This window comes from Streptomyces armeniacus (assembly GCF_003355155.1).
In the GTDB taxonomy this organism is placed as follows: Bacteria; Actinomycetota; Actinomycetes; order Streptomycetales; family Streptomycetaceae; genus Streptomyces; species Streptomyces armeniacus.
Window position 1 is genome coordinate 3,991,622 of sequence record NZ_CP031320.1, and the last position, 16,370, is coordinate 4,007,991.

Here is a 16,370-nt window from a genome sequence, read left to right on the forward strand (position 1 = left end):
GGCCCCGTCCGCGTCACGCGGCGTGGGCGTGCTCCTTGAGGACTTCGCGGATGACGTGGCGGGAGTTGGCCGCGAGGACCGGGTTCGTGCGGCGGTAGTACGGGAGTTGGATCAGGGCGATCGAGAGTGCCCAGCCGCGGGCGCGTGCCCACGTCACGTCGTCCGCGCCGACCGCGGCGCGGAAGGTGCCGCGGGCGCGGGCGGGCAGCAGGTTCCAGGCCACCATCAGGTCGACGGTGGGATCGCCCACGCCCATGGCGCCGAAGTCGATGACGGCGCTCAGCCGGCCCTGCGGGGTGACGAGCACGTTGCCGGGCGCCAGGTCGCCGTGTGCCCAGGCGGGCGGGCTGCCGTCGGGCGCGGGGGCGCGGAGGGCCGCGTCCCAGGCGGCGGTCACGGCACGGGAGTCGATGAGCGCGTGCGCGTGGGCGCCGTCGGAGTCGGGGCGGCCCGAGCCCGGGCCGTCCGAGCCGTGCTGCCCGCCCGCCGCGTCCCCGCCTGCCGCGTCTCCGCCCGCCGCGTGCTCCCCCGCTTCCCCCTGCGCCTCGAGCTCCGCGAGCGCCTTCCGCGTCGGTTCGTCGCGCGTGGCCAGGGGCACGCCGCGGCTCGCGCGGGGCGCGTCGGCGGGGTCGATGCGGCGCAGGGCGGTGATGAACTCCGCCAGGTCGAGGGCGAGTTGCCCGGCGCCCGCCATCCCGCCGGCACCGGCCAACCCGTCGGGACCGGCCAACCCGTCGGGACCGGCCAGCGCGTCAGCGTCCGGGTTCGTGCCCTCCAGCCAGCGGCATACGGACCACTCCCACGCGTAACCCTCACCGGGCTTCCCCCGCCCGAGCGGGGCGGGGACGGCGACCGGCAGCCGCGGCGCGAGCAGCGGCAGCCACTGCTGCTCCAAGTCCACGTTGTCGGCGGCGAACCGCGTACGGGGGAGCCGTACGGCCATGTCGTCGCCGAGCCGGTACATGGCGTTGTCCGTCCCGGATGAGTCGACCGGGGTGACCGGAAGCCGCGCCCACTGCGGGAACTGCGCGGCGACGAGCCGTCGTACGAGGGGCACGTCGATGTCCGGCTCGTCGGCGTGCATCTTGGCGGCGCACATGGGTCACCTTCCGGAGGTGGGCGGGAGCGGGGCGGTTCGGCCGAGACACATACCACCGCCCAGCGCGGCCCTCTGTCGACGGGATTTCCTGTCTCTTATAACCATCTGACCAACAAACAACATAGACTAGTAGCAATCCACTCCACTTCCCGTACGCGCCCCGCCCCCGCCAGCGCGCCCAGCGTGACGCCGCCGAGGTACGCGGCGCCCAACTCCCGTACGGAGAGCGCCAGGTCCGGCGCGTCGTCCGTACGGGTGCACGCCGCCCCCTTCGTGTCGCCCGTCAGCCGCCAACGGCCCTCGTTCCAGGGACAGAAGTCGTCCGCCACGTCGAACACGACATCGACGGGCGCCGCGTACGTACGCGCCTCCAGCGCCGCGCCCACGTCGACGAGCCGTAGGTGCAGCGAGTCGCGGTGGCCGATCTCGCAGCGGCGGACGTCGGACACCATGTGCAGCCACGCGTCGTCGACCGGGCGGTTGCCGATGGTCAGCCAGGTGGTGAGGTCGATGTCGAAGAGGTAGCGCATCAGCGCGCCGAGCGCGGCCGGTTCCAGGGCCTCCATGTTGCGGAGGAGCACTTCGCCCTTGGGCCCGGCGGCGTCCCATTCGGCGCGTACGGCGTACCGCGCGTATCCGCGCAGGTCGCCGTCCCGTTCGACCAGGACGCACTGCATCGGCGAGGCACCGGCGCGCAGCTGCTCCGGGTCGTGCACCGCGACGCGCTCCCAGCCGGGGCGGCGGGCCAGCATCCCGGGGCGCAGGGGGACGCGTTCGGCGTAGAGCGCCTCGCAGCGCTCCCGTACGCCCCCGTCGTACGCGTCAACGAGTCGCACCCGCAGGTCGTCGGTGCCGGCGGGCAGTGCCAGCCGTACCTTCGAGGTGTCGATGCGGGCCGTCAGCTGCCCGGTCGCCACGCCGTAGCCGAAGCGTCCGTAGATCTCCGGCTCGGACGCGGTCAGTACGGCCAGCGGCTCGCCCCAGGCGCGTACGTCGTCCAGCTGGCGCCGCATCATCGAGCGGAGGATGCCGCGCCGCCGGTGTGTCGGCAGGACGCTCACCATGGTGACGCCGGCGGTGGGCACGGAGGTGCCGCCGGGCACGGTGAGGCGGAAGGTGAACGCGCCCGCCGTGCCCACGATTTCGTCCTCGTCCCACGCCGCGAGGAAACGGTCGGGTTCGGCGAGTGCGCGCCATTTCTCCCGTTCCTCCGGTACCTGGAGGGCACCGCCGAACGCCGTGCCGAGCACCCCCAGGAACGCGTCCAGGTCGGCCTCGCGGGGCACCCGCAGTTCAGTCGTCATGCGCCATGCCTATCAAGGGTTTCGGCGGGTCGGCGAGTGCTTTGCCGGGCCTGCCGGGAGGCCCGGTCGGGGCCTCCGCGAGGCCCCCGCGGGCGGCCGCGCCGCACGATACAGCCGAACGCCCCGCGCCGCCCCGGGAATCGACGCGCCACCTGGGGGTCGATAAGGTCACAGGGCATGGCGGCACGTCGAGCGAACAAGGTTCCTCCGACGGCCCGGTTGTCCAAGGCGCACAAGGCGTGGCACCGGGTCCGCACGAGCCTGCGCCGTTCCGCCGTCGACTACTTCCGCGGCGGGGGCTCCGACTGGCTCGCCCTCGGCGCGCTGCTGCTCACCGTTCCCGCGCTCACCCTCGCCACCGTCCACCAGCCGCTGTGGTGCGCGCCCGAGGCGCTCGTCCTGCCGATCATCGCGGGCGGGCTGCTGCTGCGCCCCGCCAGCCTGCTCGCGCTCTACGCGGCCGCCGCCGTCGGCCTCATGGTGGAGGCGGCGGCCCTCGGCCCGTACGGCGACGGCGCGGGCCGTGTCACGCCGGGCACCGTGCTCGCGGTGGCCGCCGTGGGGCTGTCGGGGCTGCTCGTCGCGCAGTTCCGGAGCCGCGTGGGGGTGCCCTGGCGGCGCGGCGGAACGATGCTCTTCGACCTGCGGGAACGTATCCGCGTACAGAGCAAGCTGCCCGCCCTGCCGCGCGGCTGGCACCGCGAGATGGCGCTGCGCCCGGCGGGCGGCCAGTCGTTCTCCGGTGACTTCGTGGTGGCCGCGCGCACCGGTACGGGTGAGCGCACGCTGGAGGTCGTCCTCACCGACGTCTCCGGCAAGGGCATGGACGCGGGCTCCCGCGCCCTGCTGCTGTCCGGGGCCTTCGGCGGCCTCCTCGGCTCGCTGCCGCCGCACGCCTTCCTCCCGGCCGCCAACGGCTATCTGCTGCGGCAGGACTGGGACGAGGGCTTCGCCACCTCCGTACACCTCGTACTGGATCTGGACACCGGCGACTACGAGCTGTTCTCCGCCGGCCACGTCCCCGCCCTGCAACGGGCCGCGGGCACCGGGGTGTGGGAGGAGAAGTCGGGGGAGGGGCCGCTGCTGGGGGTGTACGACGGCGGGCAGTTCGACCCGGTCAAGGGCACGCTGCGGCCGGGCGACGTGCTGATGCTGTTCACGGACGGGCTGGTGGAGACCTCCGACCGCGACCTGTCGGACGGCATCGACCGGCTGACGGGCGAGGCGGACCGGTACGTGGGCACGGGCTTCGCGGGCGCCGCGTGGCACCTGATCGAGTCGGTCGCCAGGGACGTCAACGACGACCGGGCGCTGCTGTTGATCAGCCGCGACTGAGCGGCTCGCGGTTCGCGGCTCGCGGGGTGCGTACGGGCGCGGTACCCTTACTTTATGGCTCGGAAAGTAAGGAAGAAGCCCTGTACCACCAAGGTGACCAGCAAGAACCAGGTCACCCTGCCTGTCGCGGCGCTGCGCGCGGCGCATCTGGGGATCGGTGACGAGCTGCGGGTCGAGGTCCAGGGAGACGGCCGGCTCGTCCTCATAAGAGACGTGGACCCGGTCGAGCAGGTGGTGGGCGCGTTCGCCGGTCTGTCCGCGGCGGCTGATCTGGAGCAGGAGCGCGACGCGTGGACGTAGCAGTCCTCGATACGAGCGTGCTGCTCGGCGTGCTGGACCCGAACGACTCACTGCACGCCGACGCACGGGACGCCGTGCGCGCGGAGCGTGACGCGGCGCGCTCGCTGGTGATTCCGGCGTCCGTGTTTGCCGAGACGCTCGTCGGTGCGCACCGGCAGGGGCCGGCGGTGGCCCGCCGGGTGGCCGAGGCCGTCGACGTCCTCGTCGACGAAGTGCTCCCCGTATGCCGCGACATCGCCGACGAGGCCGCGCGGCTGCGGGCCGAGGTGCCCGCTGTACGGCTTCCCGACGCCCTTGTCATCGCGACGGGCCGGCACGTGGACGCGGCAGCCGTCCTCACCGGTGACAAGCGGTGGCGCGGCGTCGACTCGAGGATCCGACTCGTGGTGCCGGGCGGCTCGCCGCCTGACCCGCGGGCCGCTCCGTCGGGTTAACCCCACCCCGTATTCACCGGCGGCCGTCATGGCCGGTGCCGGTGCCCGCTCCGTACGTTCGGGGAGTCAGCTCGGCACTCCCGAACTCCCGGAAGGACGGACCATGGGGCTCCGCAAGAAGCACACGGATGAGCGGGGCGCGGTGGGCACCGCGTACGCCGACGGGCAGGGGCCCGGGCACGGCGGGCAGGGGCAGGGGCACACGCACGGGGAGGCGTACGGGCACGGCGGCGACCACGCCGTCGAGCTGCGCGGCGTCAGCCGCCGCTACGGCCACGGCAGCGGGGCCGTGCACGCGCTGCGCGGCATCGATCTGGCGCTCGCCCGCGGCACGTTCACCGCCGTGATGGGCCCGTCCGGTTCCGGCAAGTCGACGTTCCTGCAGTGCGCCGCCGGGCTCGACCGGCCCAGCTCCGGCACCGTCGCGCTGGGCGGCACCGAGATCACCGGCATGTCCGAGAACCGGCTGACCGCGCTGCGGCGTACGCGTCTCGGCTTCGTCTTCCAGTCGTTCAACCTGCTGCCCTCGCTCACCGTCGAGCAGAACGTCCTGCTGCCGCTCCGCCTCGCCGGACATCGCAGGGACCGCCGCCGCGCGGCCGACGTGCTCGGGCAGGTCGGCCTGGAAGGGCTCGCGCGGCGCCGCCCCGGGCAGCTGTCCGGCGGCCAGCAGCAGCGCGTGGCCATCGCCCGTGCGCTGGTCACCCGGCCCGACGTGATCTTCGGCGACGAGCCGACCGGCGCGCTCGACACCGTGACCGCCGCCGAGGTGCTCGGGCTGCTCCGGACCGCGGTGGACGGGCTCGGCGCGACCGTCGTGATGGTGACCCACGACCCGTCGGCCGCCGCGTACGCCGACCGCGTCCTCTTCCTCGCCGACGGCGCCTTCGCGGGCAGCCTGGACCGGGCACCGGCGGACGCAATCGCCGCGCGCATGGCGTCGCTCACCGCGTACGCCGCGAACGGGGCGGCGGCCACCGCCGGCACGGCCGCATGAGGGCGCGCGGCGGGCCGCCTCGTGCCCTCGGCAGGCTGTGGGGCAACGGCCTCGCGCGTGCCGCGATCCGCTTCAAGCCCGCCTCGTTCGCGGGCACCTTCGTCGCGCTCTGCACCGCCGCGATGATCATCTCCGCGTGCGGCTTCCTCGCCGACACCGGCGCGCACGCGTCCGTACCGGCGCACCGTTACGGCGACGCGCCCGTCGTCGTCACCGCGAACCAGGACGCGTACCTCGGCAAGGACACCGGCTCCGCCGAACGCGTCCCGGAGACCGCCCGGTTCGACACCGCCTGGGCGCGCAAGGCCGCCGCGGCCCCCGGCGTCGCCGCCGCCGTACCGGACGTGCGCTTCACCGTACGCAGCGGAGGGCCCGGCGAACGTACGCTCACCGGCCACGGCTGGGGCTCCACCGCCTTCACCGGCGAGCGGCTCAGCGCCGGCGGCGCGCCGCGCGCCGCCGGGCAGGCCGTGCTGGACGCCGGCACCGCGCGGGCCGCGCACGCCGGGCCCGGCGACCGCGTGGTCCTCACGACCCCGTACGGCGACCGCACCTTCCGGGTGTCCGGGATCGCCGAAGTGCCCGCGCCCACCGTCTGGTTCACGGACACCGAGGCGCAGGCGCTGGCCGGGCACCCCGGCCGTGCCGACGCCCTCGCCGTACTGCCCGAGCGCGGCACCGGCACCGACGCGCTGGCGTCGGCCGTGACCAAGGCGCTCGCGGGCACCGGCGCCCGCGTACACACCGGCGACGCGCGCGGCGGCGTGGAGGATCCGGGGGTGGCGTACGCGCAGGAGACGCTGGAGGCGCTCGGCTTCTCCTTCGGTGGCATCGCAGCCATGACCGCCGTGTTCACCGCGGCGGGCACCGTCAGCCTGTCCATCGGGCAGCGGGGGCGCGAGTTCGCGCTGCTGCGCGCGGTCGGCGCGACGCCGCGGCAGATCCGGCGCTCCGTCGCCACCGAGGCGATGCTCGTCGCGCCCCTCGCGGCCGTGCTCGGCTGCCTGCCGGGCATGGCGCTGGCGGACTGGTGGTTCGGGGCGCTGCGGGACCGGGGCGCGATCCCGCCGGAGGTGACGATACGGTTCTCGGCCGTCCCGGTGTGGGTGGCGCTCGGCACCGTCGTCGGCACGGCCCTGCTGGCCGGCTACGCGGCGGCCCGCCGCCCCGCGAAGATCCGCCCCGGCCAGGCGCTGTCCGAGGCCGCCACGGAACGGTTCCGGCCGGGCGTCATCCGTACGCTGCTGGGCCTCGGCGCGCTCGCCGGCGGCGTGGTGCTGGCGCGGCTGGCCGCGGCGGAGGGCGGCGAGGACGCCGCGAACATCGCGCTGGGCGTCGTGCTGACCCTGATGCTGGCCGTCGCGCTGCTCAGCCAGTACGTCGCGAAGGCGTGCGCCTGGGTGCTCGGGCTGCCGCTCCGCGCGGGCTCGGCGTCGTCGTCCCTGGCCGCCGCCAACTCCTGGGCCAACGCCCGCCGGCTGGCCTCCGCGATCACCCCCGTCGCGCTCGCCCTCGCGTTCTGCTCCACGCTGATCTTCCTGCATACCAGCGAGGACCGGCAGGTGTCCGTCCAGCAGCGCGACGGCCTGGTGGCCGACCACGTCCTCACCGCCGAGGACGGGTTGCCCGCCACCGCCGCCGAACAGGCCGCCCGTACGCCCGGAGTCGCGCACGCGGTCGGGCTGCTGCGTACGCAGGTGCTGGTGCCGGCCGGCTCGGGCGGCGACCGCTGGCTGCAGTCCTCGGACGCCCAGGGCGTCGGGGGCAGCGGCTCGGAACTCGCCGCCGTACAGGACCTCGGCGTACGGGAGGGCTCGCTCGCGCGCCTGGACAAGGGCACGGTGGCGGTCGACCGGCTGGTCGCGAAGTCCGCCGGGGTCACGGCCGGCGAACGGCTCGGACTCCGGCTGCCGGACGGCACTGAGCACACCGCACGCGTCGTCGCCGTCTACCAGCGCGGCTCGGGGCTGTCCCCGGTGACGCTGCCGCGGCAGACGCTGGAGGGCCACGTGGACTCCGCGTACGACAGCGAAGTCCTGGTCCGCGACCGGCCGGACGCGGACCCCGCGGCCGTGAGCAGCGCACTCGGCAGGCTCGGCGAGGTCACCGGCAAGGACGGCTGGACCAAGGCGCAGGACACCGACCGGGCCGTCAACGCCTGGGGCAACCGCACGATGGCGCTCGTACTCGGCGGCTTCGCGGCGGTCGCCGCCGGCAACACCCTGGTGATGACCGTCCTGGACCGCCGCCGCGAGCTCCGTACGCTGCGGCTGGTCGGCTCCACCCGGCGGCAGGTGCTGCGCATGGTGCGGTGGGAGGCGCTGATGGTGGCGGCGGCCGGGGTCGCGCTGGGCGCGTCGATCGCGGCGGCCACGCTGTTCCCCATGACCCAGGGGCTGTTCGAGTCGAGCCCGTACGCTCCGCCGCTGCTGTGCGCCGCGTTCGTCGGCGGGGTCGTGGCGCTGGCGGTGACGTTCTCGGTGCTGCCCGCGCGGGCGGCGCTGCGCGGGACCGCCGACGCGTGCTGACGCGGTCAGGGGCCGACCGGGAGGGTGAGGGGAACGGGGGGTGGGTCAGCCGCCGGCCGGCGGCTGCTCCCGTTCCTTCTCCCGCTCCTTGGCCTTGGCGACCGGGTCCTCCCTGAAGAACCACGTCATCTTCGGCTCCATGGCGAAGCGGAACACACGCTGTACGGGCGTCGTGCACAGCACCGTCATCATCACCACGGCGAGCAGCGTGATCGCGACACGGCTCAGCGGGTGGTCCACCCAGTCCATGTCGTACCACTCGAACTCGCGGGACAGCTTGATCGGGTAGATGTGCAGCAGGTACGCGTACAGCGTGCCGCCGCCCAGCACGGTGAACCACATGTGACGGCGCGGCACCCAGGACAGGAAGCAGGCGGTGAGCACCAGGGCGCAGCCGAACAGCGCGAGGTACATCGCGGCCCCCGCCCAGGACGGCACGTCCATCTCCGCCGCCGCCTTGTCGTGCAGGAACCACTCCTTGCTCATCCGCGGCACGGCCCAGTACGCGAAGACCAGCGTCAGCGCCATCACGGGCACGGCCACCAGCCGGAGTTCACGGCGCTTGGCCAACTGGAAGTGCTCGGGGCGCAGTTGCAGGCCCAGCACGAAGAACGGCAGGAACTGCAGCAGCCGCATCAGGTTCAGGTCCTCGCCGATGTCCGGCGTGACGCTCGCGGCCACCCCGATCGCGAGGGCGACCGGCACGGGCCAGCGCATCGTCCGCCAGAACGGCGTGGTGAGCCGCCACACGAAGAGGGCGATGAGGAACCAGAGGGCGAAGCCGGGCTTCTGGAGGCTGAAGTCGCGCTCGGGGTCGTCCGCCCAGCGCATGAAGAGGGTGTAGAGGATCTCGAAGATCAGATACGGCACCGCGATGCCGGTCACCAGGCGCTTCAGCTGACCTGGTTTCCCCGTGAAACTACGGGACAGATAGCCGGAGATGAGGATGAACGCCGGCATGTGGAACGTGTAGACCACGTAGTACAGGGCCTCCGCCGCACGGCTGTCGGCGCGCAGCGGGTCCCACGCGTGCCCGACGCCGACCAGCAGGATGGTCAGGTACTTGGCGTTGTCGAAAAAGGGATCACGTTGCTTGGCCCCGGACGCTCCGCGCGCTTTGGGCGGCGGGTCCGCTGACGTCGGGGGAGGCGTCTCAGGGCGGGCCGGGGGGAGCGGGGCCCGCTCATAACGAGCGTGCAACATCCGACGCACCATAGCTGCCGATCCGGCAGGACGTAAATTCTTGTCGCCTTCGCCACAGGTTTACCTGCGTTTCCTCCGGCTAATGCCTCACTGCGGGTGATGCTAAAGGCTCGGGTGCGATGGGAGATGTCTGTTTTGTTGCCCTACGTACGGCTTAAATGGGGCATATGATTGCGCCCCGCTGTGAGCCGGGTAACCCGGGGAATACCCGTTCCCATGATTTTTCCAGGCGCCCTGAGTCGGGTCCGCGCAATGCGGCCGGGATCATCGGAATGCGAGTGTCTGCATACGCCATGCACCCCGGTGAATTCCCGGTGTCGGATGTGTGCCCCGGTGGGGCACCTGTGTCGTTTCTTCGGGTGAAACCACCTCAGATCGCGCCCGTGCATAAGCGATGAAACCCGAACAGAACGGGCATCTTTCGACGAGTTGTGGCGCGACGACGTGTCACCTGGGTCCACCGCAGGGGCAGTTGGTGGCACGATGGAGCCGAACGGGGGCCGGCGGCGGCGGGCTCCCCGGCCGGGTGAGGCGTTCGACCGCAAGGGTGTGATCAGTTGTGGCCATTTCACTGTCTGTGGTGCTGCTGTTGGGAGTCATCCTGGTGGTGATGATCCGCGGCGGCTCCATCAAGACCGGACCGGCCATCGTCGCGGCGCTCTTCGGCTTCTTCGTCGCCTCGACCGGAGCCGCTCCGACGATCAACGACACCGTCGACTCCATCGCGGACACCCTCAACGAGATCCAGTTCTGACCCGCCCGGACCACAACCGCGGTCCCGCGGACCACAAAGGCCCGGCTCCCTCGGAGAGGGCACCGGGCCGTCACATGGCTGGAGCGGGCGACGGGAATCGAACCCGCGTAGCTGGTTTGGAAGACCAGGGCTCTACCATTGAGCTACGCCCGCCTGCGCCGCAGATCCGCACCCACGATCGGCATCGTGGCCGGAGCGGCACGCTGTGCATCGTACGGCATGTACGCTACGTGTCGCACCGACGGGGTGTGGCGCAGCTTGGTAGCGCGTCCGCTTTGGGAGCGGAAGGTCGTCGGTTCGAATCCGGCCACCCCGACCACGTACTATGTGAGACGCGCGTGCCTGTGTCGTGTCCGCGATTCCTGTCGCATACTTCGTGTCGCATACGGGGCGCCCATCGGAAATACCCCCAAGCAGTCAGCCCCCAAGGAGACCGACCGTGAAGAGCGCCGTGGAGACCCTGAACCCGACCCGGGTTCGGCTCACTGTCGAGGTGCCCTTCGAGGAGCTCAAGGACAGCCTCGACGCGGCGTACAAGAAGATCAACCAGCAGGTCACCGTGCCCGGTTTCCGCAAGGGCAAGATCCCTGCCCGGGTGATCGACCAGCGCTTCGGCCGCGGTGCGGTGCTCGAGGAGGCCGTCAACGACGCGCTGCCGAAGTTCTACCAGTCGGCCGTCGAAGAGGGTGAGCTCACCCCGCTCGGCCAGCCCGAGGTGGACATCACCGACCTCAAGGACAACGAGCTGCTGTCCTTCACCGCCGAGGTCGACATCCGTCCCGAGATCCAGATCCCGGACTACTCCGGCATCGAGGTCACCGTCGACGCCGCCGAGGTCGCCGACGAGGACGTGGACAAGTCCGTCGAGCAGCTGCGCGAGCGCTTCGCCTCCACCGCCGTCGTGGAGCGCGCCGCCGCCGAGGGCGACGTCGTCAAGCTCGACCTGGAGGCCCGGGTCGACGGCGAGGTGCTGGAGGACGGCGTCGCGCAGGGCGTCGACTACACCATCGGCAGCGGCGAGCTGCTCGAGGGCATCGACGACGCCGTGACCGGCCTGGAGGCCGGCGGCTCCACGACCTTCACCTCCGAGCTCAAGGGCGGCTCGGCCGCCGGCCAGGAGGCCGAGGTCAAGGTCGACGTCAGCACCGTCTCCTCCCGCGAACTCCCCGAGCTGGACGACGAGTTCGCGCAGATGGCGAGCGAGTTCGACACCCTCGAGGAGCTCCGCGAGGACAGCCGCAAGCGGCTGGGCCAGTCGAAGAAGTACGAGCAGGCCACCGAGGCGCAGGAGAAGGTCCTCGACGCGCTCATCGAGCTCGTCGAGATCCCCGTCCCGGAGAAGCTGCTCGAGGACGAGATCAACACCCGTAAGCACAACCTGGTCAACCACCAGCTCGGGCAGATGGGCCTGGACCTCGCGTCGTACCTGCGGATGCAGGACAAGACGGAGGAGGAGTTCGACGCCGAGCTCAGGGAGCAGGCGGAGAAGGGCATCAGGACGCAGTTCGTGCTCGACGAGCTCGTCAACAAGGAGAAGCTGAACGTCAGCCAGGAGGAGCTCACCGAGCACCTCATGCGCCGCGCGCAGTCCTCCGGCATGAGCCCGGACCAGTTCGCCCAGGCCGTCGTCGAGGGCGGCCAGGTGCCGATGCTCGTGGGCGAGGTCGCCCGTGGCAAGGCGCTCGCGGTGGTGGTCGAGGCCGCGACGGTGAAGGACTCGAACGGCGAGGTCGTGGACCTCGACGACGAGGACGAGACGGCGGAGACGGTGGACGCGGAGTCGTCGTCCGACGACGAGGCGTCTGAGGACGCCGCGAAGCCGGATGCCTCGTCGTCCGCCGACGAGGCCGCGGAGCCCGCGGCTGAGGCGTCCGCGGAGTCCGCCGACGAGGACGCCGAGAAGTCCGACAAGGCCTGACGCCACAGTCGGGGTCGGCTGGTCGGGAGAGCCCAGCCACATCAAGCCCGTCCGGCGATTGAGGACGAACCCCGGCCCGTTCCCGGGCCGCCGCCCGCGTACGAGGCGGTGCCCGCCCACCGGCGGCTGCCGCCCCGGCGTCGGCTGGGGGAGCCTCAAGCGCCGGACGGGCTGGGTTGGTGCCCCGACGGGCCGGGTGGGCGGCTGCCGCGAGACGCGGGCTGAGGGCCGTCCTCAAGCGCCGGACGGGCTCAGGTGCGGAGGCCGGTCAACCTGCGCTCACAGCGAACAGTTCCGGGTGCGGGATGGCGCCCGCCGACCAGCGCGTTAGGGTCCATAGATACGGAGGGCAGGGGTGTTCACCGACGGGCCCGGCAAGGGCCGCCGGACCGCCCCGCGCCCGTACAGACGACGCCAGTGACGGCCACGCCGAGTCGCAGCCGTCCGGATACGAGCAGGTGGACACGTGACGCTTCCGATGCCTTCTGCCGCCGCTGAGCCCAACTTCGGTGGCGGCCTCGGCGACCAGGTCTACAATCGACTGCTCAACGAGCGGATCATCTTTCTCGGCCAGGCAGTCGACGACGATATCGCCAACAAGATCACCGCACAGCTGCTGCTCCTTGCCGCCGACCCGGACAAGGACATCTACCTCTACATCAACAGCCCCGGCGGCTCGATCACGGCCGGCATGGCGATCTACGACACCATGCAGTACATCAAGAACGACGTGGTGACGATCGCCATGGGCCTCGCCGCCTCCATGGGGCAGTTCCTGCTCAGTGCGGGCACCCACGGCAAGCGCTTCGCGCTGCCCAACGCCGAGGTGCTCATCCATCAGCCCTCCGCCGGGCTGGCCGGCTCCGCCTCGGACATCAAGATCCACGCCGAGCAGCTGCTGCGCACCAAGAAGAAGATGGCCGAGCTGTCGGCCCTGCACACCGGTCAGACCGTCGAGCAGTGGACCCGGGACGCCGACCGCGACCGCTGGTTCTCCGCGCAGGAGGCCAAGGACTACGGCCTGATCGACGAGGTGTACGGACACGCGGCCCAGCTCCCGGGCGGCGGCGGTACGGGCGCGTGAGCCCCGTCCAGCACGCAGCCCGCACGGCAGCCAGCGCCCGCCTACCGCAGCCAGCCCACCACCAGGAGAACGCTCCGATGACCCCCTCTTTTGGTTCCTCCGGTTCCTCCGGTTCCCCCGGTCCCTCCGGCCCTCAGTCCCGCTACACCGGGCCCACCCCCGAGGCGCGTTACGTGATCCCGCGCTTCGTGGAGCGCACGTCACAGGGCGTGCGCGAGTACGACCCGTACGCGAAGCTGTTCGAGGAGCGCGTGATCTTCCTCGGCGTGCAGATCGACGACGCCTCCGCCAACGACGTCATGGCGCAGCTGCTGTGCCTGGAGTCGATGGACCCGGACCGCGACATCTCGGTCTACATCAACAGCCCCGGCGGCTCCTTCACGGCGCTGACGGCCATCTACGACACGATGCAGTTCGTGAAGCCGGACATCCAGACCGTGTGCATGGGGCAGGCGGCCTCCGCCGCGGCCGTGCTGCTCGCGGCGGGCACGCCCGGCAAGCGGATGGCGCTGCCGAACGCCCGCATCCTGATCCACCAGCCGTACACCGAGACCGGCCGCGGTCAGGTGTCCGACCTGGAGATCGCCGCCCGTGAGGTGCAGCGGATGCGCGCGCAGCTGGAGGAGCTGCTCGCCACGCACTCGACGAAGGACATCGAGACGATCCGCGACGACATCGAGCGCGACAAGATCCTTACGGCCGAGGAGTCGTTGGAGTACGGTCTGATCGATCAGATCGTCTCGACCCGCAAGAGTTCGGTCGAGGTCTGAAGTCCCGAGCCCTCCTTGGAGCGGGCCGGCGCGCGGCCGCGGAACGGCTGCACCGAGTCCGTCCAAGGGGGGCCCAATTCGGCGGTCCGGCAAGGTACCGTCGGAGTGCACGTACCTCGGTCCGTCGGAGCGGACGGATCCCAGGCGAAGGGGAAGCACCTCGTGGCACGCATCGGTGATGGCGGCGATCTGCTCAAGTGCTCGTTCTGCGGCAAGAGCCAGAAGCAGGTGAAGAAGCTCATCGCGGGTCCAGGTGTCTACATCTGCGACGAGTGCATCGACCTGTGTAACGAGATCATCGAGGAGGAGCTCGCGGAGACCTCCGAAGTGCGCTGGGACGAGCTGCCCAAGCCACGCGAGATCTACGAGTTCCTGGAGGGGTACGTCGTCGGCCAGGAGGCCGCCAAGAAGGCGCTCTCCGTCGCCGTCTACAACCACTACAAGCGGGTGCAGGCGGAGGAGAAGGCGGGCACGCAGGGCCGCGACGACGGCATCGAGCTCTCCAAGTCCAACATCCTGCTGCTCGGTCCCACGGGCTCCGGCAAGACGCTGCTGGCGCAGACCCTGGCCCGCATGCTGAACGTGCCGTTCGCCATCGCCGACGCCACCGCGCTGACCGAGGCGGGTTACGTCGGCGAGGACGTCGAGAACATCCTGCTGAAGCTGATCCAGGCGGCGGACTACGACGTCAAGAAGGCCGAGACCGGGATCATCTACATCGACGAGATCGACAAGGTCGCCCGCAAGAGCGAGAACCCGTCGATCACCCGGGACGTCTCCGGCGAGGGCGTGCAGCAGGCGCTGCTGAAGATCCTCGAGGGCTCCACGGCCTCGGTGCCGCCGCAGGGCGGACGGAAGCACCCGCACCAGGAGTTCATCCAGATCGACACGACGAACGTGCTGTTCATCGTGGGCGGCGCGTTCGCCGGACTGGAGAAGATCATCGAGTCCCGTGCCGGCGCGAAGGGCATCGGCTTCGGCGCGAACATCCGGTCGAAGCGGGAGATCGAGGAGAGCAACCAGTTCGAGGAGATCATGCCCGAGGACCTGGTGAAGTTCGGGATGATCCCGGAGTTCATCGGGCGGCTGCCGGTCATCACGAGCGTGCACAACCTCGACCGCGAGGCGCTGCTCCAGATCCTGATGGAGCCCCGTAACGCGCTCGTCAAGCAGTACCAGCGGCTCTTCGAACTCGACGGCGTGGAGCTGGACTTCGACCGCCCGGCGCTCGAGGCCATCGCCGACCAGGCGATCCTCCGCGGCACGGGGGCGCGCGGGCTGCGCGCCATCATGGAGGAGGTCCTGATGTCGGTGATGTACGAGGTGCCGTCCCGCAAGGACGTGGAGCGCGTCGTCATCACGGAGGACGTCGTCCACTCGAACGTGAACCCGACCCTGGTGCCCCGCACGCGCGGCAACGACCAGGAGCGGCACGAGAAGAGCGCGTAGGACACCGCCGTAAGGCGCGAGAACGCACAGAGAAGGGGCGCCCGTTCGAAACGGGCGCCCCTTCTGCCTTCTGTGCTCGGTTCGCCTCCGGGCGCTGGACCCGGTGTCGACGCTCCTCAACCCTGCGCTCGTTCCTCGCTTGGTCTCCTCGCTTTCGACACCGGCGCGCCCTTTGGCTCACTCGCTTCCGCGTGGCAGCGGGAGTCGCTGGCGCTTACAGCGCCACGCGGACCTCCTTGCGCAGGTCGGCCGTCGTCTGCGCGGCCTCCTGCAGGGACGGCGCCGTGGCCTGGATCGGCATGACCGCGGCGATGGTGCTCTTGTCGCCCCACACGCACATCGGAATCTCGGAGGGCTGACCGGCCTCCGGCGAACTGTCCTTGATGACCTGGCACTTCATGATGCCGTTCTCGAAGCCGTTCGGCGACTGCTGCTCCGGGCTGCCGACCACCTCGGCTTCCCCGTCCTTGGTCAACTCGCCCTGCATGTACGTGAAGAAGGTGTCCACGGACTTCTCCGGGTCCGCCACTTCGCCGTATGCGCCCATCATGCGGAGCATCTTCGCCGACGCGATCTCCGCGGGGTCGGGCGTCGCGCCGCTTCCGTCGCCGCCGAAGTCCGTCGTGGAGTACGCGCCCTGGACGCCGGTGCCGTTGCTGATCCCGATCCGCTTCTGCTCGGCGGCGCTGAACTCGTCGCCGGTCGTGGTGTCCGCGTTGCCCATCCGCTTGTAGTCGGTGAGCACGGTGGGGGGCGTGTCCAGCTTGTACTTCTTGCCGTCGTCGGCGACCTCGTTGGTGCCGCCGTTGCCCCCGCTGCCGCCGTCGTCATCGTCGCCGCCCGAGAACAGGACGAAGCCGCCGACGATCGCGCCCACGACCACCAGGGCGCCGACGACCAGTCCGATCGTCTTGCCCTTGCCGCCGCCCTGCGGCGGCACCGGCGGGCCGGGCATGCCCGGCTGCCCGTACGGGGTGGGCTGGCCGGGCTGCTGCGGGTAGCCGTACTGCGGCTGCCCGCCCTGCGGCGGGGCGCCGGCGGGCGGCTGCTGCGGGTAGCCGTAGCCCGGCTGCTGCTGCGGCGGGTAGCCGTAACCGGGCTGCTGCGGCTGCTGCCCGTACGGGTTGGGCTGCTGTGGGGGCTGCTGGCCGTACGGGCCAGGGGGCGGCTGGTTGTAACTCATCGAGCCGTCACT

At 71.4% G+C, this 16,370-nt stretch carries 14 protein-coding genes and 2 tRNA genes; 11 read left to right on the forward strand and 5 right to left on the reverse strand.

All coding sequences use genetic code 11. The annotated features are described in order from the left end of the window. Nucleotides 1-13: 13 nt before the first annotated feature. Together DVA86_RS17205 and DVA86_RS17210 are read right to left on the reverse strand one after the other, a co-directional pair. A complete protein-coding gene (locus tag DVA86_RS17205; protein WP_208879435.1) occupies nucleotides 14-1,099 on the reverse strand; it encodes an aminoglycoside phosphotransferase family protein in 1,086 nt (361 codons plus the stop codon). A gap of 95 nt (nucleotides 1,100-1,194) precedes the next feature. Beyond that, a complete protein-coding gene (locus DVA86_RS17210) occupies nucleotides 1,195-2,403 on the reverse strand; it encodes a GNAT family N-acetyltransferase (protein WP_208879437.1) in 1,209 nt (402 codons plus the stop codon). A gap of 177 nt (nucleotides 2,404-2,580) precedes the next feature. On the opposite strand from DVA86_RS17210, the gene DVA86_RS17215 reads away from it, so the two are divergent. From DVA86_RS17215 to DVA86_RS17235, 5 genes are all read left to right on the forward strand, one after another. Beyond that, nucleotides 2,581-3,738 (forward strand): PP2C family protein-serine/threonine phosphatase, encoded by a 1,158-nt coding sequence (locus DVA86_RS17215; protein WP_208879438.1) that lies wholly within the window; start codon nucleotides 2,581-2,583, stop codon nucleotides 3,736-3,738. A gap of 54 nt (nucleotides 3,739-3,792) precedes the next feature. Continuing rightward, on the forward strand, nucleotides 3,793-4,038 hold the full coding sequence (locus tag DVA86_RS17220; RefSeq protein ID WP_208879439.1) for an AbrB/MazE/SpoVT family DNA-binding domain-containing protein: 246 nt from the start codon (nucleotides 3,793-3,795) through the stop codon (nucleotides 4,036-4,038). Then, nucleotides 4,029-4,472 (forward strand): type II toxin-antitoxin system VapC family toxin, encoded by a 444-nt coding sequence (locus tag DVA86_RS17225; RefSeq protein WP_208879441.1) that lies wholly within the window; start codon nucleotides 4,029-4,031, stop codon nucleotides 4,470-4,472. The genes DVA86_RS17220 and DVA86_RS17225 overlap by 10 nt, the downstream gene beginning before the upstream one ends. 103 nt (nucleotides 4,473-4,575) lie before the next feature. After that, complete coding sequence (locus DVA86_RS17230) at nucleotides 4,576-5,469, forward strand: ABC transporter ATP-binding protein (protein ID WP_208879442.1); 894 nt, start codon at nucleotides 4,576-4,578, stop codon at nucleotides 5,467-5,469. Continuing rightward, on the forward strand, nucleotides 5,466-7,997 hold the full coding sequence (locus tag DVA86_RS17235; protein ID WP_208879443.1) for an ABC transporter permease: 2,532 nt from the start codon (nucleotides 5,466-5,468) through the stop codon (nucleotides 7,995-7,997). The genes DVA86_RS17230 and DVA86_RS17235 overlap by 4 nt, the downstream gene beginning before the upstream one ends. Before the next feature lie 45 nt (nucleotides 7,998-8,042). On the opposite strand, the gene DVA86_RS17240 is transcribed toward DVA86_RS17235, so the two are convergent. After that, the gene (locus DVA86_RS17240; protein WP_245996720.1) at nucleotides 8,043-9,200 is read right to left on the reverse strand and encodes an acyltransferase family protein; all 1,158 of its coding nucleotides are present in this window, start codon (nucleotides 9,198-9,200) and stop codon (nucleotides 8,043-8,045) included. A gap of 559 nt (nucleotides 9,201-9,759) precedes the next feature. On the opposite strand from DVA86_RS17240, the gene DVA86_RS17245 reads away from it, so the two are divergent. Beyond that, nucleotides 9,760-9,954 (forward strand): hypothetical protein, encoded by a 195-nt coding sequence (locus DVA86_RS17245; protein ID WP_208879447.1) that lies wholly within the window; start codon nucleotides 9,760-9,762, stop codon nucleotides 9,952-9,954. A gap of 79 nt (nucleotides 9,955-10,033) precedes the next feature. On the opposite strand, the gene DVA86_RS17250 is transcribed toward DVA86_RS17245, so the two are convergent. Beyond that, nucleotides 10,034-10,107 (reverse strand) — tRNA-Gly (locus tag DVA86_RS17250). An 89-nt stretch (nucleotides 10,108-10,196) separates the two neighbouring features. Here DVA86_RS17250 and DVA86_RS17255 point away from each other — a divergent pair. The 5 genes from DVA86_RS17255 to clpX all read left to right on the forward strand — a co-directional run bounded on the left by DVA86_RS17255 (nucleotide 10,197) and on the right by clpX (nucleotide 15,175). Then, nucleotides 10,197-10,273 (forward strand) — tRNA-Pro (locus tag DVA86_RS17255). Nucleotides 10,274-10,393: 120 nt separating this feature from the next. Then, nucleotides 10,394-11,872, forward strand: coding sequence for a trigger factor (gene tig / locus DVA86_RS17260; RefSeq protein WP_208879449.1), 1,479 nt, complete (start codon nucleotides 10,394-10,396; stop codon nucleotides 11,870-11,872). A 478-nt stretch (nucleotides 11,873-12,350) separates the two neighbouring features. Continuing rightward, the gene (locus DVA86_RS17265; protein ID WP_208884807.1) at nucleotides 12,351-12,956 is read left to right on the forward strand and encodes an ATP-dependent Clp protease proteolytic subunit; all 606 of its coding nucleotides are present in this window, start codon (nucleotides 12,351-12,353) and stop codon (nucleotides 12,954-12,956) included. Nucleotides 12,957-13,033: 77 nt separating this feature from the next. Next, nucleotides 13,034-13,726, forward strand: coding sequence for an ATP-dependent Clp protease proteolytic subunit (locus DVA86_RS17270; RefSeq protein ID WP_208879450.1), 693 nt, complete (start codon nucleotides 13,034-13,036; stop codon nucleotides 13,724-13,726). A gap of 162 nt (nucleotides 13,727-13,888) precedes the next feature. After that, nucleotides 13,889-15,175, forward strand: a complete 1,287-nt coding sequence (gene clpX / locus DVA86_RS17275) for an ATP-dependent Clp protease ATP-binding subunit ClpX (protein WP_208879453.1) — start codon at nucleotides 13,889-13,891, stop codon at nucleotides 15,173-15,175. Nucleotides 15,176-15,389: 214 nt separating this feature from the next. Here the strand turns inward: clpX and DVA86_RS17280 are convergent, their stop codons facing one another. After that, on the reverse strand, nucleotides 15,390-16,358 hold the full coding sequence (locus DVA86_RS17280; RefSeq protein WP_208879455.1) for a hypothetical protein: 969 nt from the start codon (nucleotides 16,356-16,358) through the stop codon (nucleotides 15,390-15,392). Nucleotides 16,359-16,370: the final 12 nt, after the last annotated feature.